At 38.2% G+C, this 19,649-nt stretch carries 21 protein-coding genes; 13 read left to right on the top strand and 8 right to left on the bottom strand.

What is annotated here, in order from left to right; all coding sequences use genetic code 11:
• The first annotated feature begins 6 nt into the window (after positions 1-6).
• The 7 genes from JNUCC1_RS18515 (at position 7) to JNUCC1_RS04390 (ending at position 7,019) form a co-directional block, all read left to right on the top strand.
• Positions 7-540, top strand: a complete 534-nt coding sequence (locus JNUCC1_RS18515) for a M20 metallopeptidase family protein (protein ID WP_231746981.1) — start codon at positions 7-9, stop codon at positions 538-540.
• Positions 541-555: 15 nt separating this feature from the next.
• Positions 556-2,112, top strand: coding sequence for an ABC transporter substrate-binding protein (locus tag JNUCC1_RS04415; protein ID WP_156644316.1), 1,557 nt, complete (start codon positions 556-558; stop codon positions 2,110-2,112).
• 47 nt (positions 2,113-2,159) lie between these two features.
• The gene (locus JNUCC1_RS04410) at positions 2,160-3,074 is read left to right on the top strand and encodes an ABC transporter permease (RefSeq protein ID WP_156644315.1); all 915 of its coding nucleotides are present in this window, start codon (positions 2,160-2,162) and stop codon (positions 3,072-3,074) included.
• 14 nt (positions 3,075-3,088) lie between these two features.
• A complete protein-coding gene (locus JNUCC1_RS04405) occupies positions 3,089-3,991 on the top strand; it encodes an ABC transporter permease (RefSeq protein ID WP_156644314.1) in 903 nt (300 codons plus the stop codon).
• Between the two features lie 17 nt (positions 3,992-4,008).
• A complete protein-coding gene (locus JNUCC1_RS04400; protein WP_156644313.1) occupies positions 4,009-4,971 on the top strand; it encodes an ABC transporter ATP-binding protein in 963 nt (320 codons plus the stop codon).
• An 11-nt stretch (positions 4,972-4,982) separates the two neighbouring features.
• Positions 4,983-6,032 carry an ABC transporter ATP-binding protein gene (locus JNUCC1_RS04395; protein WP_156644312.1) on the top strand — a complete coding sequence of 350 codons (1,050 nt, stop codon included), beginning with the start codon at positions 4,983-4,985 and terminating at the stop codon, positions 6,030-6,032.
• A gap of 195 nt (positions 6,033-6,227) precedes the next feature.
• Complete coding sequence (locus tag JNUCC1_RS04390) at positions 6,228-7,019, top strand: hypothetical protein (RefSeq protein WP_156644311.1); 792 nt, start codon at positions 6,228-6,230, stop codon at positions 7,017-7,019.
• Between the two features lie 478 nt (positions 7,020-7,497).
• On the opposite strand, the gene JNUCC1_RS04385 is transcribed toward JNUCC1_RS04390, so the two are convergent.
• The 6 genes from JNUCC1_RS04385 to JNUCC1_RS04360 all read right to left on the bottom strand — a co-directional run bounded on the left by JNUCC1_RS04385 (position 7,498) and on the right by JNUCC1_RS04360 (position 10,715).
• Positions 7,498-8,184, bottom strand: coding sequence for a hypothetical protein (locus JNUCC1_RS04385; RefSeq protein ID WP_156644310.1), 687 nt, complete (start codon positions 8,182-8,184; stop codon positions 7,498-7,500).
• A gap of 100 nt (positions 8,185-8,284) precedes the next feature.
• Entirely contained in the window at positions 8,285-8,494 is a 210-nt protein-coding gene (locus tag JNUCC1_RS04380) for a hypothetical protein (RefSeq protein ID WP_156644309.1), read from the bottom strand.
• 173 nt (positions 8,495-8,667) lie between these two features.
• Positions 8,668-9,357, bottom strand: coding sequence for a DnaD domain-containing protein (locus tag JNUCC1_RS04375; protein WP_156644308.1), 690 nt, complete (start codon positions 9,355-9,357; stop codon positions 8,668-8,670).
• Complete coding sequence (locus tag JNUCC1_RS04370) at positions 9,324-9,620, bottom strand: hypothetical protein (protein ID WP_156644307.1); 297 nt, start codon at positions 9,618-9,620, stop codon at positions 9,324-9,326. The genes JNUCC1_RS04375 and JNUCC1_RS04370 overlap by 34 nt, the downstream gene beginning before the upstream one ends.
• 52 nt (positions 9,621-9,672) lie before the next feature.
• The gene (locus tag JNUCC1_RS04365; RefSeq protein ID WP_156644306.1) at positions 9,673-10,215 is read right to left on the bottom strand and encodes a sigma-70 family RNA polymerase sigma factor; all 543 of its coding nucleotides are present in this window, start codon (positions 10,213-10,215) and stop codon (positions 9,673-9,675) included.
• A 119-nt stretch (positions 10,216-10,334) separates the two neighbouring features.
• A complete protein-coding gene (locus JNUCC1_RS04360) occupies positions 10,335-10,715 on the bottom strand; it encodes a helix-turn-helix domain-containing protein (RefSeq protein WP_156644305.1) in 381 nt (126 codons plus the stop codon).
• Positions 10,716-11,157: 442 nt separating this feature from the next.
• On the opposite strand from JNUCC1_RS04360, the gene JNUCC1_RS18165 reads away from it, so the two are divergent.
• The 6 genes from JNUCC1_RS18165 to JNUCC1_RS04335 all read left to right on the top strand — a co-directional run bounded on the left by JNUCC1_RS18165 (position 11,158) and on the right by JNUCC1_RS04335 (position 17,444).
• Positions 11,158-11,517 carry a type IV toxin-antitoxin system AbiEi family antitoxin domain-containing protein gene (locus JNUCC1_RS18165; protein WP_197431628.1) on the top strand — a complete coding sequence of 120 codons (360 nt, stop codon included), beginning with the start codon at positions 11,158-11,160 and terminating at the stop codon, positions 11,515-11,517.
• A 229-nt stretch (positions 11,518-11,746) separates the two neighbouring features.
• Entirely contained in the window at positions 11,747-12,598 is an 852-nt protein-coding gene (locus JNUCC1_RS04350; RefSeq protein WP_156644304.1) for a nucleotidyl transferase AbiEii/AbiGii toxin family protein, read from the top strand.
• A gap of 780 nt (positions 12,599-13,378) precedes the next feature.
• On the top strand, positions 13,379-14,914 hold the full coding sequence (locus JNUCC1_RS04345) for a DUF6119 family protein (protein ID WP_156644303.1): 1,536 nt from the start codon (positions 13,379-13,381) through the stop codon (positions 14,912-14,914).
• A 45-nt stretch (positions 14,915-14,959) separates the two neighbouring features.
• Positions 14,960-15,112, top strand: coding sequence for a hypothetical protein (locus JNUCC1_RS18160; RefSeq protein WP_197431627.1), 153 nt, complete (start codon positions 14,960-14,962; stop codon positions 15,110-15,112).
• A gap of 9 nt (positions 15,113-15,121) precedes the next feature.
• Positions 15,122-15,835: a hypothetical protein gene (locus JNUCC1_RS04340; RefSeq protein ID WP_156644302.1), complete on the top strand. Its 714-nt coding sequence runs from the start codon at positions 15,122-15,124 to the stop codon at positions 15,833-15,835.
• A 574-nt stretch (positions 15,836-16,409) separates the two neighbouring features.
• Positions 16,410-17,444: an aldehyde dehydrogenase family protein gene (locus JNUCC1_RS04335; protein ID WP_231746980.1), complete on the top strand. Its 1,035-nt coding sequence runs from the start codon at positions 16,410-16,412 to the stop codon at positions 17,442-17,444.
• Here the strand turns inward: JNUCC1_RS04335 and istB are convergent.
• Together istB and istA are read right to left on the bottom strand one after the other, a co-directional pair.
• The gene (istB, locus tag JNUCC1_RS04330) at positions 17,328-18,092 is read right to left on the bottom strand and encodes an IS21-like element helper ATPase IstB (protein WP_156643624.1); all 765 of its coding nucleotides are present in this window, start codon (positions 18,090-18,092) and stop codon (positions 17,328-17,330) included. The genes JNUCC1_RS04335 and istB overlap by 117 nt on opposite strands.
• Before the next feature lie 13 nt (positions 18,093-18,105).
• A complete protein-coding gene (gene istA, locus JNUCC1_RS04325) occupies positions 18,106-19,629 on the bottom strand; it encodes an IS21 family transposase (RefSeq protein ID WP_231746932.1) in 1,524 nt (507 codons plus the stop codon).
• Positions 19,630-19,649: the final 20 nt, after the last annotated feature.

Genomic DNA, 19,649 nt, shown 5'->3' with positions numbered 1-19,649 from the left:
ATTATATTGGCTTTCCAACAGATAGTCAGCAGGCAAGTGAATCCAATAAACTCAGCGGTAATAAGTATTGGTAGCATTAAAGGAGGGACAAAAAATAATATTATTCCAGAGAAAGTAACAGTAAAAGGAACGGTAAGAACACTAGATCCAAGCACTAGAAAATTGGTTTCAAATAGTATGAGAAAAATCGCGGCTTCTATTGCTGAATCATACGGAGGGAATTGCAATCTCCAATATAACTTTGGTCCCCCACCTATAAAAATAGATAGTAAGGCAAAAGAATTATTTGTAGATTCAGCAACAAAATTATTTGGAGAAGAAAGTATTAAGTATTCTCCACCTGCGATGGGTGGTGAAGATTTTTCAGAATTTTCATCGGAAGTGCCATCAATATTTTTTAGATTAGGAACATATTCAGATGAGTCTACTGCATACAGTAACCATAATCCTAAGTTTGATGTTGATGAACGAGCGCTGTTATATGGAGTTTCTGTAATGACGCTTTTAGTAAACAAGTTTTTAAATAATACGTTTGAATAAATGGGGGGAATTTTAATGAAAAAAGTCTTCTGGTCAACATTATTGATTTTCGTTTTATTAATTGCAGGTTGCTCAAATTCAAGTGGCGGGGAAAATGTTGAAGGGAATGGTGGTGACCCTGAAGAGGATGCCGATTCCAAAAAATTAGTTATTGCAAGTGGAAATGACATTGTCTCCTTTGACATACATGATCATAATAATACTAGTACAGAAGCAGTTCATGTAAATATGTTTAATTATCTTGTAAGGAACGACCCTGAAGAAGGATTTGTTTCTGATCTTGCTGAAAGCTGGGAAAACGTAGACGAGAATACTTGGACATTTACTTTGAAGGAAGGTGTGACCTTCCATAATGGTGAAGAGCTAACAGCTGAGGATGTCAAATTCACGCTTGAACGAGTGGCTAAAGATGATACGCTGTTGGAATATGGTTCCTATCAACAGATTGATGAAGTTGAGGTTCTTAGTGATTATGAGTTTAATATTTATACACATGAATCTGAACCTGCTCTATTAAATAGATTGTCACGAATTGGTTCAGGTATGCTTCCTAAAGATTATATAGAGTCCGAAGGCTGGGATGCATTTCTTAAAGATCCAGCTGGCACAGGTCCTTATAAGCTAAAGGAATGGAAGAAAGATGACCGACTTATTCTAGAGCCTTTTGATGATTATTTTGGTGAAGAACCAAAATGGGAGGAAGTTGTATTTAGATCTATTCCGGAAGATTCTACACGGGTTTCAGAAGTTTTAACAGGAGGGGTAGATGTAGCAGTTAATATTCCTCCAACTGATATAGAACGTATTGAAGATAAAGAAGGAGTATCGGTGGTAAATTCACCATCACAGCGCGTGATGCTGTTGGCACTCCGTACGCAAGGGGATTATCCTACTGCAGATCCTAAGGTTCGTGAAGCTATTGATTTAGCAATCGATAAAGAGGCGATTGTAGATTCACTTCTTGAAGGAAACGGCACACCGACAAGAACACGTGTAACACCAGGTAACGTGGGAGCAAACGAAGAACTATATGATACCCAGGTATACGATCCGGAAAAGGCCAAAGAACTACTTGCTGAGGCAGGCTATGAAGACGGGTTAAATATAACCTTAAGTGCGCCTAATGGTCGATACTTAAAAGATAAAGAGTCCGTTGAGTTAATACAAGCAATGCTACAAGAAGTCGGTATTACTGCTGATGTAGAAATGTTGGAATGGAGTTCATTTTCTACTAGATATGCAGAAAAAGAATTTGAAGATGTGTTTTTTATAGCATATGGAAATTCCATGTTTGATGCATCCCTTGCTTTACAGCGCTTAACTAAAGAACAAGCAGCTGGAGAAACCGATTATGATAATCCTGAAACAGAACAACTGATACAAGATGCTATGTCTAACATGGATCCAGATGAACGTGTCGAGCAATATCAGAAAGCGCAAGAAATAATAGCAGAAGATAGGCCGCAAATTTACTTGTATCAAATTAACTCTATTTATGGAGTTAATGATAGGCTAGATTTCACACCAAAATTAAGTGAAATGTTATACGTGGATGAAATTACACTAAAATAGAAGGGGGTTCTTCCTCCCTTCTCTTTTCTAAAGAGGAGGAATATGACTTGAAATACTTTGTTAAAAGCTTAATTAAAACCATCCCCGTTCTATTCCTCATTACCTTAATTGTTTTCATTCTTGTGCGTGTTACAGGTGATCCGGTTTCCCTAATGATATCTGAAACAGCCACTGACGAAGAGCGTGAAGCACTGAGAGAGTCACTTGGTTATAATGACCCGCTCTATACTCAGTATTTTGATTATATGGGAAATCTGATTAAGGGGGATTTTGGGAATTCCCACAGATATGAAACAGATGCCTTGAATTTAGTAATCGAACGATTACCTGCTACTATCGAACTAGCAATTGCTTCCATGATTATAGCTATTATTGTCTCTGTGCCGTTGGGTATAATGTCAGCTATAAAACGTAATAGTTTTTTTGATTTGTTCATTACAGGCGGAGCGGTTTTGGGGAAAGCTATGCCAAATTTCTGGTTGGGTATTATGATGATTTTATTTTTAGCAGTGAACCTTGAGATGTTTCCAGTGTCAGGTAGGGGGTCCCTATTACATCTCGTGTTGCCTGCAATTGCATTGGGAACAGGAATTGCTGCTGAAATGACGAGGCTTATACGATCAAGCATGCTTGAAATTCTGGAGCAGGATTTTATTCGGACGGCAAGGAGTAAAGGTTTAAGAGAAGCAATAGTAGTTAATATTCATGCCTTCCGTAACGCGCTTATTCCAGTGATTACAATAACTGCTTTACAAACATCAACATTAATTGGAGGAACGTTGATTACAGAAACTGTGTTTGCTTGGCCGGGGATTGGCCAGTTATTAATACAGGCTGTAAACTTGCGTGACATGGCGGTTGTACAAGCTGCGGTATTTATTATAGCAATAGCTGTTATTCTCAGTAATCTTATTGCTGACTCAGTTTATAGACTTCTCGATCCAAGAATTAAGTATGACTAAGGAGGGGCGTTGTTATGGAAAATCTGATAGAAAGCGTGGATGCAGTTCCAAAGCGCAAGGAAAGCCGAACAAAAAAATTATTACAACAGTTATTTAGAAGTAAAACCGGTACAATGGGATTGGTAATTGTTGTATGTGTATCATTAGTTGCTATCTTTGCAAATAACCTTGCTATGCATGATCCTGCAGAAACTAATGTAGTAAATCGACTGCTCCCTCCTTTTTGGTTAGATGGAGGGAGCACGGAATATCTTTTAGGAACAGATAATTTAGGTCGTGACGTGTTAAGTAGAATAATATATGGCTCACGAATTTCTTTATTAGTAGGTATAAGTGCTGTTCTGTTAGCAGGTTTTATTGGGATGATTTTTGGACTCATTGCAGGGTATTACGGAAAGATATGGGACTTTATTATTATGAGAACAGTGGATTCCTTTTTAGCTATACCTAATATTTTATTTATGTTAATCGTATTAGCGGTGTTAGGTCCAAGTTTAATAACGCTAATCCTTGTTCTAGGAGGAACAACTTGGGTGGTTTATGCCAGAATGGTTCGTAGTGAGACATTAAGTGTAAAGGAAAGAGATTATGTTCGATCTGCCCGTGCAATAGGTGCTAAAAATTTTAGAATTATAATCCAGTATGTTTTACCCAATGTCGTTTCCTCTTTTATTGTTATCGCAACATTAAACGTTGCTTCAACGATTATATTGGAGGCAAGTTTAAGCTTTTTAGGACTTGGAATACAGCCACCTGATGTTTCATGGGGACTGATGCTCAGTGATGGTAGAGAATATATATCTACTAGTTGGTGGGTTGCGACATTTCCTGGAATAGCCATTACAATGACAGTACTAGGCGTTATATTCCTGGGTGATTGGCTCCGAGATGTACTAGACCCTAAAATTAAAGACTAATAATGTGAGGTGCTGATATGGCGAAGCAACTTTTAGATATTCAGGATTTAAAAGTTCGTTTTAAAACAGATGACGGATATGTATCAACTGTTAATGGTGTCACGTTTCGCATACACGAAGGGGAAACGTTGGCTATAGTAGGGGAATCTGGCAGTGGGAAAAGTGTGACTTCTTTAGCTTTGTTAGGAATTTTGCCCCCTAATGGGGAAGTGTATGATGGAGATATGACTTTTGAAGATAAAAAATTACGTAAGATTAGTAAAAAGGAATATAGAAAGTTACGAGGCAATGAAATATCAATGATATTTCAAGAGCCGATGACTGCATTAAATCCAGTCTTTACAATAGGTTTTCAGTTAAGAGAAGCACTGATGTTACATTTTAATTTATCCAAAGAGGCAGCAAACAAAAAAGGGATAGAGATGCTTGACCACGTAGGTATTTCTGATTCTGAGAGAATTATGAGTCGCTTTCCTCATAATTTATCGGGGGGGATGCGTCAACGAGTGATGATTGCTATGGCATTATCGTGTAATCCCAAATTGTTAATAGCGGATGAACCGACAACTGCGTTGGATGTAACTATCCAATCACAAATATTGAAGCTCATGAAAGATCTTAAAAAAGAATCAAATACCAGTATACTCTTTATCACACATGATTTGGGAGTAGTAGCTGAAATGGCTGACCGAGTTGTAGTTATGTATGCTGGTGAAGTAGTAGAAGAAGCACCAGTGCATGAATTGTTTGAAAATCCAAAACACCCTTATACAAAAGGTTTAATGTCATCTATGCCTAAAGTTCACGAGGTAGTAGATGATTTATTCTCAATTGAAGGTACCGTGCCTAATCCTTCTGAAATGCCTACAGGATGTAAGTTTCACCCAAGATGTCCTTTAGCTGACGATGAATGTAAACTTGTTCATCCGGAATTAGAATTTATAAGTGAAAATCATGCGAAGAGATGCATTAAAGTTTAGGAGGGAGATAGATGTCAGAAACCAATACGAAGAATGCGAGACCAGATGACGAAGTTCTCTTAGAAGTAAAGAATTTAAAAAAACACTTTGAAGTTTCCAAGGGTTTTATAAAAAAAGAAATATCTACTGTACGTGCTGTTGATGGTGTTAATTTTAAAGTATATAAAGGAGAGACATTGGGGATTGTGGGTGAAAGTGGCAGCGGCAAATCAACTACAGGACTGTTAACACTTGGCCTATTAGCTCCTACAGAAGGTGAGATTTACTTTGGTAATAGTGAGATATCAAAACTCAATACAAAAAATTTAAGAGCGATGAGGAAGAACTTACAAGTAATATTTCAAGATCCCTATTCTTCTTTAAATCCTAGGATGACTGTAGAACACATTATAGGAGAGCCGTTAGTTGTCCATAACTTAGCATCTGGAAAAGAACTTAGAAAAAAAGTTCTTGAGCTTATGAATTTAGTCGGGCTCCAGGAACATCAAATGAAAAGGTACCCTCACGAATTTAGTGGTGGTCAACGTCAGCGCATAGGAATCGCAAGAGCACTTGCACTTGAACCACAAGTCATTGTTTGTGATGAAGCTGTTTCATCATTAGACGTTTCAATACAAGCACAGATACTAAACCTTTTGAAAAAGCTACAAAGAGAAATGGAGTTAACATATATTTTTATAGCTCATGGTTTGCCCGCTATCCGTCATATAAGCAATAGGATTGGCGTTATGTATTTAGGAAGGATGGTAGAGTTAGCGGATAGGGATGCAATATTTGAGAAACCACTTCATCCTTATACTTATGCACTATTGGATTCTGTGCCTATACCAGATCCAAAGTTACGAAAGGAAAGCCAAGTAATAGAAGGAGAAATACCAAATCCCAGCGATCCACCTTCAGGGTGTCATTTCCATCCTAGGTGCCCATTTGCAAATGAAGTTTGTAAAAACAAAGCACCGGAATATAGGGAAATATATGATGGCCATTATGTTGCTTGTCATTATCCGTTAGTCGATTATGAAACTCAGGTTATTCCGGTTGAAAGAGAAAAATCACTTTAAGTGTGTTAAGTTCATTATTAAGCACAGAGAAGCATGGGACTGTACTCGTGCTTCCTTATTTTTATGTTGATTAAATTTTTGGTTTATATGGGTGGCGATTCTTAGTAATCTTAATAGTGTTTTTTATAATCTTTTTTATCCATAACCTCGAATATGGGTGATGACACCTAGTTTTAGGGGAAAGGGGAACTTATAATGCGTAAAGTGTACTATTCTGAAAGAAGCGAGAAGATTGATATAAAATTAAATTCCATCAGAGATTTAAAAGATCTTTTCGTTCAAATCCACGAAGATTTAGCAAGGGATTTATACTTTCGTGAGTTATATGGAAATCAAAAATCTAACATAGACGGAATAGCTGGTTCCAATATCGAAGCTTTTGCATTTGAGAAAACTCGTATACGAAATCTTATGCCGATTGATTATAATAAAAGATATAAAGAACATGAGTTATTTACACTTATTGAATTATTACATGACTATGTATCTGAATGTAAGTGGGATGATTTTGAAGAAACATGGATGTGCAATAAGGAGAAAGGGCAAAGGGTATTTAGGGATAGGATTAATTCAATTTTAAATATTTATGATCAGGGTTGGGAACTTTCTACGGAAGGATACATAAGAGAGTGGGTAAATAATGGCTTAGGAGAACTTATTGAAGCACAGTATGATAATTCGGATGACGAACAATATACGGAAATACAAGAAGCAAAAAAGCAATTTTTAAGATATGGCTCTACTATAGATGACAAAAGGTCAGCTCTACTCCAATTAGGGCGAGTAATGGAAAATGTAAGAAGAGAAATGACGCAACTGCTTCCAGAAAAGCCAGACACTGAGCAGTTATTCCATATACTTAATAAATACAACCTAAGACATAATAACCCAAATCAGCATAAAGATTATGACCGGGAAATCTATTATAGGTGGATGTTTTTCATATTTTTATCTGCAATCGACGCTTATTTTCAAATGAAAGACTAATAATTTATTGAAAACTCGATCGTAAAATGGTTAAACTTCTTAATAAAGACGGTCGAGTTTTTTAAATTAATTTAGGAAATAACGTCAAGAACACTAGCCTCGCATATAAGTATGTGGACGAGGGGGACTCGTGTTTCCTTACTCTTATGTTGCTATAACTGCTTAACTAAAATGAACAGTTTTTGTGCCGTGCATGAGAATTCACCAAAATATGCCGGTTAGTTTACCACAAGAAAAAGCATGAATGTGAAGTAGTATGCAGGACAAAGTATGGTTGCCATATTTTTGTTCTATAGTACATGGAGAGAAGGCGCTGCCATCAAGAGGTATGAACTATGCCTGGTTTATCCGTTTACATTGGAAAGCGCTGAAAGAAGCGATTGGGCAATTTGAAAATCATTCAATGGGATCCATATGATTATTTTTTATTTAAAATAAACCAGGCTTTTGAGCTACAGTTTCTTTTCTGCCTGCTTTTTTATACACGTAGTAAGCTTTTATTTAATTTACTTTTATTGATCTCGCCAACCATATAGTTAATAATTGCTCCCAAGTTGTAATGGACCTTATACAGTGTTCTATCTAGCTCACCTGCTAGTGCTTTATCTTGGTATTGGTTATCAAGGTAGTAACCGTTTATTCTTTCTTCACCACTTAGGATTTTATTCATTAAACGATGATTTCCGTCAATGACAACCATTTGTGTTCTGGTATTTAACAAAGGATAGCTAACAATAAAAATTGGATCTTTACTATTTGCCACTGCTTTTAAACGTTGGGATTCTATAGCACCAGGAGCAATACCATCTGAAATAACATTAACAAAAAATGACATTGGAGGAAGGTCATAAGTGTCGACCACTTCCATGGCTTTGGTTACACTCCAAGTAATATTATAAAAGTCACCATTAGTTAAATCGATAGTCTGAGTAAATGTTTGAGTATTACCATCTATTACACGGATTACACTATCACTATTCATAATATCTTTAATTTCATCCATTGGCTCTTTGGCAGCCTCTTCAATCTTTTTCTTGTACTTTTTAATAGTCTGCCTTAACCTAGGATATTCATTTTTAATGGATAAACCGTTCAGCTTAAATATACTCTTGTTTGCGATACTTTCCAAAAAGTCATTAATTTGATATCTATCACTTGTTATCATAGTTTCCCCTCCAGATTAAAAAAGCCCTTATTAGAACTTATTCACCGCTTTTTCCGCTAATGCTTAAAAGGAGAGATTTTTTCATATTAAGTAAATGGTTTTAATCATGGAATGGCATTAAAAAAGGATGATACTCCTGCTTACTCATCATTATGTTGCTTAAGTTTAGAATATATTTGCCACCGATTCTTAACCTTCTAAAGCCTCCTAATGCGTTTGGAACTGCTGAACGTGAGGTAAGGTATTGAATGGAACCACGCTTGCCATTTTTTGAGCGATCCTTGCCATAAAAATAAACGATCTCTGCCACTGTCGAGCCATTTTTTGCTGATGAATAATTAGGGCCAGTGAGGTAGTACCACTCAAACTATACTTTCCACAAACTATACTTTCCACATAATGAATGATAAATGAGTGTTGATCATCCGCCGCTTGAGTGAAGGGGGTTAGCTAAACATCCCTATTCCCCCTCACCGATGTTGCCTAATTAAACTCATCCAGCATTCGCCGAAGTTCCGCACGTGTATGCTGCGGATTAATGATATGCTGGTCTGCTTTAGTCGACTCTCTTGCCTTGCCTTGTTTTTTCTGCTCATTAAACCAGTCCGGGATCACCTCTTGTCGGAAGGAAGAAGGAGAAAAATAAGAGCGCGGCTTTTGTGGCTGGTGTTTAGTCGAATAAGCTATGGCTTCTTGTTTAGCATCTGCAATCGTCATGATATTTTTCCTTGCCCAGGCTTTCAGGATGCCTTTTACATACGCCCAGCTCGGTTTGCCACGCTCTAATGCAAGTTTCATAGCATGGGCGACGAGCTCGTCGTTTGTATCGGTAATCCATGTTGCAATGTCGGTTAGGATGCTTTGGGTGGGCATACCGAAATGAGCCTTGTAGAATTGGCCGGCTTGATGGTCGTGTTGATCTGCAGGTGTGATTGTATGGGTTTGTTTGTCTTGTGTATCGTCTTGTTTAAATAATGGGCCCGTCGTGTGGTCCATTTTGTGGTCTTCTGTGTGGGTTGGTTTGTGATTCGATATGATGTCGTCGTTTTGATTTGCGTGGGTGGTTCTGACAGTAGGTGCTTGTTCCGTGCTGTTAGCCATGGCTTTTTCAGAGTTGGGTACGGATTCAGGTGCGTCTGCTATGTCTGTAAACGCCTGCTGCTGCGATACCATGCAGTATTTGGCCGCCCGGTTGGCGCCTTGAGATGTGACGACGATATGCCCTTGGTGACGAGTTCCTCACGGGCGCGTTTGAATGATGTTGTTTTGAGGCCGGAATGAGACTGCAGCTGACTCGCGGCCACTGTGAATTCTTTACGCCATCCGGATATGTTGTTGAAATGCATCAGGGCATACCAAAGTGCCACTGCCGAGCTTGACAGTGGGGTGAAAATGATTTGTGTGTGAAACGCGTTGAGTTCTTTTATGTAGTTCATGTGACGGACTCCTTTTTAATTGTAGAATGGACTCTAATTGACAGCGCTGTCATTAAGAGCTGAGGTCATTCATAATAGTTGTTTTCAGTTCGGAGGTGTATAGCTTCTTGCGTGCTTGTTGGCCCCAGCTTTTTACAGCAGCGACAGTTGTATTTTCCTGAATGGCAATGTCTTGATAAGGCTGCTCTTGAATGATGGCATGATAAAACCATTTCCATTGATTTTCTGTTAAATGGGATTTTAATTGCGTACAGAAGGCAGGATCGTCTGACATGAGGTCTGTGAGTGGTGTGACTGAGCTGAAGATCTGCTGCTGGTGGTGAAGCTTGGCTGATTGCAAATGTGTTTCCTGATAGTGATGGTCACGATTCTGTTTGCGAAGCTGATCAATGAGGCGGTTGCGGATCGTGTAATTGAAGTAAGTGGACATCGGCCCTTTATTCGGATTGTGTGTTTCGTAGGCCTGCCACATGGCACATAGTCCCTCCTGAAAGTATTCCTGATGTGGGTCATGAATGTTGAGCTTGTGGATCTGATAATGAATGCGGCGTTTGTTTTGCTCGTAAATTTCTTCAAATGTAAACGTTCTTGTCATGGTCTGGCTCCTTTAAATGGGATTGGAAGGGAAATGGGGATAGGATCGTAACGAGGACACCGGAAGCCTGAGTCATGGATGTCAGAAGGGACGCCGTGGCGCAAGCGTCCTTATCTCGCTTATTTTGACTTCAGCACACTTTTAAATAAGTCGTCCATAAGTTGCAGGTCCTTATAAGATAATCCAGACCAGGCTTTATAGTCTAAAATGGCATGGTTTTCGAAGCCGTGCTTCCTGTATAATTTCGACAGACGTAAGAGATTCAACATGTCGGTTGGCAGATTCTCGTTTGGATTATAATCTTTGCCGCGGATCAAATAGTCCGTCGATACATGAAATATATCCGCAAGCTTCTCGATCGTCTCCACAGAAGGCGTACTCGCTTCCCGTTCATATGTACCATACACATTATGTGAGTAACCGATGAGCGCACTAAGTTCTTTTTGCGAATAATCGGAGCTGTCGCGAAGGCTCGCCAAGCGCTGCCCCAGTCCTTTCATACTAAACACCTCTCCCTACACGCTTAAAAAATACCACAAAATAACTGATAAATAGGGAAAACACACGAAACGAGTGTTATTTTTTGTGGATGGGGGGTGAAACACTTGTGGTGTGTGTTTTTGGTAAGGTAATAGGAAAGTTTTTGGATGTATCGCTTGAGTTTGTTCTAGAATCAGTGGAGTGAACCCATTGTTCTTTGAAGTAAATGTGGAGTCGGGCCGAAAGGTCCTATACGTTCTTTGTCACTGCTAAGTAATTTGAGCCTTGTACATCTTTTACAAATGCAATATGAAGATAAGGAGAATGGTGATTTGATTGTGCAGAGTTGGAGGAGAGCTGAGTACAAAAGCAGGTATGATTCCGATGGTTTACAAGTATTGTTTTGCGTTTATGCTTAAATAGTATATAATTAAAGCATAAAAGCAAAACGAGGTCGATATTATGAGGTATCGTGAACAATTAGAGCGTTTAATTGCAGATAACAATGGAATCGTAGTAACGAATGAAGTGGAAAAACGAGGTATCCCACGTCATTATTTAACGCCTCTTGTGCGAGAGGGGAAATTGGATCGGGTATCACATGGGGTTTATGTAACACCTGATGCCTTTGAAGATGAAATGTATATGCTTCAGATGAAAAGACCAAAAGTGGTATTCTCTCATGAAACAGCATTATTCTGCCATGATTTAACGGATAGGGATCCACTTGAATGGTCTGTAACCGTACCAAATGGATACAACGCCACAAAGTTAAGGAATTCAGGCATTCAAGTATACTCTGTAAAAAAACATTACATTTAATGGGAACTACTGAGGTGGAAACTTTTTTTGGAAGGAAGGTCACAGCCTACAACAAGGAAAGAACCATTTGTGATATTATTCGAAATCGAAATAACATGGATATTGCTATCTTAAATGATGCATTGAAGAGATACCTCGTTCGTAAAGATAAAAATATTTCTTTATTAATGAAATACGCTAAAGCGTTACGGGTTCAAAAAATCCTAAGAAATTATATGGAGATTCTACTATGAAGAGTTCAACTCAAATAAAAGCCTTAATAAGAAATCTTGCAAAAGAAAAGGAAATAAATGCACAAATACTATTGAGGAACTATATGTTGGAGAGACTTCTAGAAAGAATCTCCAGATCAGAGCATAAAGAAAATTTCATTTTAAAGGGTGGCATGTTGGTAGCTGCCCTAGTTGGTGTAGATATGCGTTCAACAATAGACATGGATGCAACGATTAAATCTTTTCCTGTTGATATGGAATCGATTGAAGCTGTATTTAGGGTAATTCTAGGCGTGCCATTAGATGACGGAGTGAAAATGACACTAAAACGAATAGAGGAGATAAGGGATGAGGACCAGTACAGCGGTTACCGAGTGTCAATTGAAGCTGTTATGGACGATGCGAAAATTCCTATAAGAGTTGATATTACCACTGGAGATGAAATCACACCAAAGGAAGTTATTTATACATTTGATTTATTACTTGAGCACAGAAGTATTGATATCCTAGCATATAACATTGAAACGGTTATTGCTGAAAAATTTGAAACTATATTAACAAGAGGCATTACTAATACAAGAATGAGAGACTTTTACGATATCTACATTCTTGTTAAGTTACAAGGGCACCGAATCGAGAATGATGTCTTGGGTGAAGCGGTTAGAAAGACTGCAGAAAAAAGAGGGTCTGTTTCTACTTTGTTTAGTGGACAAGCTATTCTCGATGAGGTTAGATTTGATGATGGCCTACAACGGCACTGGTTAAATTATCAAGGTAAATATCGTTATGCTGATGATATTTCCTGGGAAGATATAAATGGTGCACTTATTAGGTTATGGAATGTAATTTTGGAAAACCTGGAAAGTTAGTGTAAGAAACGCCCGGGCGGCTTGGCTCTGGCATTGTTATATTTGGTGCTGGAGCTGCTCGATTGAGCGGCGTGCTGGTGTAATAGCCGTTGTTGCTGTCGGAGGGGAAGTCCCCATTCATATTCATCAGTAGCTCGTCATGCCAACTCGATCAATTTTGGGGGTAACAGAAGGATTGTGGATCCCATTCTTGTTCACCCCACAATTGATCGAACAATATAAACAACGCAAGTTGATGAAATACATCAAGTTTTAGAGGATACCAAAAGCGGTAAACCATTAAACCGATTATTGCTTTTTAAAGTGATTGCTTATTTAAGGTATTCTTTGACAGTGATAACCCCAGGAGCGCTGAAATGGAGGCGTTCCTGGGGTTTTTTAGAATTTAGTAGTGAGTACTATTTATGTTTAGAGATTCCAGGAAGGTTGAAAGTATATCGCTAGCGTTTTGATAGTAGGCCTCCTGGGATGCTTGAGGAAGCACGATTACCGTCTCAATGTTTCTTTAAGATATTTGGGATAACTTAAAACCCTATTTAAGGTAATTGTTGGAATATGTCGAAATGTATAGTATAATAGTCTTGGGTTAAAGATTTGCAGAAGCATTATTTACATCTTTATAGTCTCTATGTCTTTCATGTTAATTTAAACTATTATATATCAATCACACCAAGACCCAAGCATACAATGAACTTTTTATGCTTGGGCTTTTCATTTGGAATGAACGAAGTAAACCAGTAAAAAGTACCTTTATTTAACCTAATGTAAAGGTGGGATATTATGAGTGCCAGCCATTTTACCATTTATAGGTTGTATGGTGGTGGAAATTGGCAGAGTATTATTAATGATTTCAATGAAGGCAAAGATGAAGAAGAACATCTCTTTATCCACACTAATCGAGAATACAGGTTCCGTAACATATCGGCTTACAGCTTATATACTAGCGTGGCAAAAACCTCTCCTAATTGGGGTGCAACTTTATCAGAACTGGTGAACGATTTAGGAGAAATTGAAAACATAAGGCAATCGTTTGTTTTGTTTCTGAAAGTAGGCGATGAAAGTTTCGCAGCAACGGGGGGCAATGGCTATCAAGTGCTTGAAGGCGTTAAAGACTATAATTTTGGCTTAGAGTTGCTATCGCGTCTAATAAGCCAAAATGATGACGTGATTAAGAGAGTGAACGACAGATATTTCACAGGAAACATTTTAGGCGGTAATTATCAATATAACCGAAGAGTAACGATAAACACAGAAGCGGATTTCAATAATTTTTTTAATGAGATTTATGTGGCATTGCCGAGTGATAAAATTACGAAAAAGTTAGGAATCAACATAACTACCAAGAAAAAAGATTATAGGTTTCTCGCGAAGGATTCAATACAACTCGGTAAGGCCATGACGCTGAAAGAGCTTGATAGCATGTTAGGCTCGGTTTTAGGTCTATTAAAAGCACAAGGATATGATATCAACCCTTTTTATAGATTGAATGATAAAGATCATACAACAGATGAATTGGATATGAGGTTGGTACAAGGATTTACTGATTATTTGAGTGGGGAAAATTTCAATGTGGACTTTTCTATTATCCCTTTTTACGAAGTGTATGATACACACTACATGAAAATAAATGACGATCCCGAAACCACAGAAACTTATGAAACAGAAAATGATATTGCAGAGCTGTTCAAGAAGCATGTAGATTTGGATAAGGAAGCGGAAGATATTCTGTCAATCATAAAAAACACCTATTTAACAGCAAAAGTTGAAAATAATGAAGAGGCTAAGCAAACTTTATATGAACACTTAGATGTAAAGGTAAGGTTAGACGATGCTTCATACTGGCTCATGAATGGAAATTGGTATAAAGTGGGTCGATCATTCATTGATGAACTCAATAAACATTTTGTAAATAAAGTAACAACAAATTTTGATCATGAGTTTAAATTAAACAAAGTACATACATGGCCGGACAAAGAAAGTGAAGGAGATTATAACTTTTGTCATAATGAAATCGCATCTATTTTTGTCCTAGACAAGATTCTATACCGTAATATAGAAATATGTGATTTACTATATGTTGAAGACGATGCAATATACTTTATACATGTTAAGGATGGCTTGTCTGGAGATGTTAGAGTATTGGTAAACCAAATTGAAGATGCCATGAGAGTACTGCAAGACGGGTTAGAGTATGACATAGATACACTTAAAGAATTTTATGAAAGCATTGTTCAAAAAATCAAAAGTGATAACGAATCTCAAACGCAACAATCACGAGCAGCCCAAAAATTCATTAGCCATTTTCAGTGTTCATAGAGCTTCAGTCAACAGTTAAGGGCACTCAAAAATAATATTACGTTTGTGTTTGCTTATCGACCACTTGAAAGTCATGACTTAAATAGACCAGAAACAATTGAATCCACAGCTGCAAAGTTATCCATGATCGGATTAACTGAAACGATTAAGAACTATGACTTTAGGTTGGAGTTTATGGAGATTGAGCGTGGAACTTAGGATGGATAATTGAAAAGAAAAGAGAGGGTTAATATGCTTTTAAGACTACCATTGCCTAAAAAGGTATATAAATTTATGGAGCCGAAACGATTAAAGGAATTACAAGGCAGCAAGACATTTTTCATTAACCATTTAAACAATTATTCAGAGGAAAAGTTAGGTAGTGAAATAGGAGATAATGATGAGGGTCGTCTAAACACAAAATTCAACATTGGTAATTACACTTTTAATAAAGGGAAGCCTAAAAACCCAATTTTTGAGCAAGCGTTCCGTTCTATGCAAAGAGGAATACACATTGGAGAAGAAGCAAATAATGTTACGTTGGAAAATGTAGTAATAGAACAAAACATTGATGATAATAATTATTACGTGTACTGTACCAGTTTAGAATGTGATCAAAAATTAAAAAAGGAATTTGGGGGTGCAACCCTAGTTATTAATGATTTTCAAAACTTCTTGCTCAGTATTAACCGAGAGATGATTAAAATCGGAAAGCAGCCATATTCTTTCGGTGCATGTGAGTATGTTTCCAAAAGAGAAAATGTATTTACTGAGTTTGATAGTGAATTTGTAATGTCATTACCGTTTTTAATTAAAGAAAAAAGATATGGTTATCAAAAAGAGTTCAGGGTTTTATGGAAAAATAGTGATAATGAAATCATAAAAGCCCCCTTGAAATTGTATTGCCCTCAAGCATTGGAATACTGTGAGTTTGTATTCTGATATATACGCTTTTTTGTTTCATATCAGGGATGTATAGCTTCATCCATGCTTGTTAGTCTCAGCTTTTTACAGTGACAATAATAGTTGTATTTTCTTGAATGGCAATGCCTTGGGAAAGTTTTTCTGAGAGGGTGGCATAATAAAGCCATTTTCACTGGTTTTAGATTAAACAGGAGGTTTATCGTGGTAATGGTCACGATCCTGTTTGCGAAGTTGATCAATGAGGCAATGGCGGATCGTGTATAATTGATGTAAGTGGACATTGGGCTTTTATCGGGGTTGTGCGTTACGCAAACCTAACCTAGCACACATGGCGTATAGTCCCTCTTGAAAGAACTCCTAAATGTGAATCACGTATGTTGAGACTGAGATTTTGATGTTCTGGCGGGGGATTCTGGAGATTTTCCGATTATACAGAACCAATTTAATGATTGTTATCTAAATGTATCTTTACAAATAAAACCCATGGGAAATGCTTATAAGACAAGCATTCCTATGGGTTTTTCAGTTTGTGCTCCTAAAATCACGGGTAAATAAGTTGTATAATACAATAACCAGAAATGAGGGAATCAAATTGGCTAATCTTGATGTTAAACTAGACGAAAAATATGACCTATTTATCAACGGAAATCTTCAAAAGGCATCCAACGACTATTTTGAAGTCCTTAACCCTGCAAATGGAAATGTTTTGACCAAGATGGGACGTGCTTCTTCTGATGATGTCGACAAAGCGGTTCGTGCTGCTAGGGAAGCTTTCTCAGAATGGTCTCATACATCGATAGAAGAACGCTCACAGTATTTGCACAAGGTTGCCGATGCGCTTGAAGAGAATAAAGAACGTTTATCTAAAATAGATTGTCTGGACACCGGCAGACCAATTGCTGAATTCGAATCCAATTATGGTGATTATAATATTGCGATTGCTCAGTTCAGATATTTCGCCTCAGCCATACTGAATTTTGAAGGGATGTCCCGTCCTTTAAATGATGGGCAGTTAGTTGTGCAGAGGGAGCCTTTTGGCGTGTGTGGACAAATTATTCCGTGGAATGTGCCGATGGTGATTTTGTCTTATAAAGTGGCACCAGCGATTGCTGCTGGAAACACGGTGGTTTTAAAACCGGCTGAAGATGCAAGTATCTCGACTATGGAATTCGCTAAATTGTTACAAGACATACTTCCTGCAGGTGTTGTTAATTTTGTCACTGGCTTTGGGGATGAAGCAGGACAAGCCATCTTGGACCACCCGGACATCGATAAACTTGCTTTCACAGGAAGTACAGGTGTGGGGCGTAAAGTAGGAAAAACGGCAGGTGAAAAGTTAATACCAGCCACGCTTGAGCTTGGCGGTAAAAGTCCGCACATTGTCTTCCCGGATGTGGATGACATCGAGCGTGCCGTTGAGACAGTTGCATTCGGATTTTATTTCTACAACGGCCAGGGTTGTTTAAATGGCACATGTATTTCGCAAGTGAAAAGTGAGCCATTTCGCAATTTAATTTTGAGCCACTTTGTTTCCACTCATTTTGATCCAAGCTTCTGTTTCCTTCATTCGGTAAGAAGGCCCTATCATGTTTACGACATGAGATTTATGTGTAAGACGATCGGTTAACGCAGCCGTCAATACCGGGTCATGAAACATGTCTTGCCATTTCGTAAATGGCAGGTTGCTGGTGATAATTGTTGATTTCCTACCTGCCCGTAGCGAGAGGTGAGAAAACAGTAACTCCGCACCTTCCTTGTCGAAAGAAATGTAACCTAATTCATCCAGGATAACAACGTCATATTTCCCAAACTTCAACTCAAATGAGCGCAAGGTTCTTTCTGAACGATGTTCCTTTAGCTGGTTTATCAAGGAAGGGACCGTAGCGTAGAATACCCGGTATCCTGCCAAGCATGCTTCCATTCCAAGCCCAATCGCAATATGGGTCTTCCCCGTGCCCGATGAACCTGTCAGAATGACATTTTGCCCTTCCTCTATGAAATCCAGTGTTTTTAAATGAGGTAATTTTTGACTGGCTTGTTCCGGTAATTCTTCTACTCTCAATTCCTCCAATAGCTTCTTCTGTGGGAAATTAGCCGTACGGATACGATTTTGCTTTGCCCGCACCTGCCGGTCGGCTTTTTCTTGTTCAAGCACTTGAAGTAACACTTCAAATGCTTGAGCTGGTTGTTCCAAAGCTTCATTCTGAACGATTTTTCGTATGCTTGGTAAGCGCAAATCTTTACATAGATCAATAATTCGTTGTTGTTTATCCATTGGTCACTGCTCCTTATCCGACTTGATTAAACATGTCTGCGTATGCCTCCATGTTGCTCACAGACTGATTCATGGTTTCATCTCCACCGGAGAACGCTTTGGTCGTAGACGTGGATTGTCCGCAAATAAACAGGATGCTGTCCGTCGTGACGAGATCAAATCGGATGGCACTTAGTTCTTCTACGGCTTCAAGGACCCGTTTCAGATTATTGTTTTCTTTCACGTAAAGAAGCAGCTCTATGAATTCTTTCTCTTTTCCTATATAATAATTGTTGTAGATATCTTTTATTTGGGTTGGTGCCTGTCTCAAACATTCACTTTGGGATATGGCACCTTTTTTCTTTTGGAAGGTACTCAGATAGTGATAAATATTCATTTGCCATTCATGCACACCCCATTTTCGTTGATGCTCAGCTACAAGCTCTCCATCAATAAACAACTTAATATACGTGGCACCGGCCTTTGCCTTGATGTATTTCCCAACGTGCCCCTCCGGCACAGAATAATGATTTTGCTTAATCATCACTGTGCTATATTTATTCACCTGACATTCAACCAACTCCGCGCTATCAAATGGTGCCATAACAGCAGGTCTTGCGACTTTCTTTTCATCTTCCAATAGCGTTATATGCTTTACTTGATGTTCATGATGATACCGTTCATTGATCTTTTTAAGTGTACAGGAGAGGTGATCTTCCGCCTCTTGTAAACTCGTAAATGAATAGATTGCTGAGAATGCTTTTCTCCGTATAAACTCTACACTCCGTTCCACATGTCCTTTCTCATTGCCTTTCCGTGGCTCACACAAACGAATTTTAAACTGATAGTAATTGGAAAGATTAATCATGCTATCTGTGACCGTTTTCTCTGTCCCTACAAAAGATTTTACAACGGTCCGCATGTTATCATAGGTAAAGACCTTAGGAATAAAACCGATATGATGAATGAACTCCGAATGAACATCCAGTACACAAACCTGAGACTCAGATTGATAAATCTTCGCGAAGCGATAATTGCTGTGAGCTAATGTGAAAACTGCTAATGAATAACTTTTGATTTCTCCATCAATCTCAAGCTTAATTTCGCCCCAATCAAATTCCGCCTCATAACCAGGTACACAATTCCGCCGGATAAACACCTCCCTTGATTTAGCCACTTCTTTATTAACAAAGTTTCGCACCGTTGTGTAACTAATGGCGTGTCCGGCATCCAACAACGCCTCATGCATATCTATCATTTTCATTTGCTGCTTGGCCATGTAGTGGTTTCTCTTCCATTCATTTTCCTTTATATAGCCGCGCAAAATTCGCTTTATATCATCTGTTAATACTCTCTTTTTACCAATCCGCTTTTTATATGCAGGCGCCTTTACAATATTCTCAGCTATTGGAAGATCCCTTACATCTTCCTTTCTGCTCTTCTCATAATCGTCAATGTAACTTTTCACCGTATTTCTAGATTTTCCCGTTTGTTCGGCAATCTTTCTCTGACTTACTCCTTCCAAGTATGATTTTATTATTTTTTGTTTTTCCATCAATGTGATCACTCCGAGTTCAA

The sequence above is a fragment of the Lentibacillus sp. JNUCC-1 genome, assembly GCF_009741735.1.
Lineage (GTDB): Bacteria > Bacillota > Bacilli > Bacillales > Amphibacillaceae > Lentibacillus_B.
This window is presented reverse-complemented; position numbering and strand designations above follow the sequence as displayed.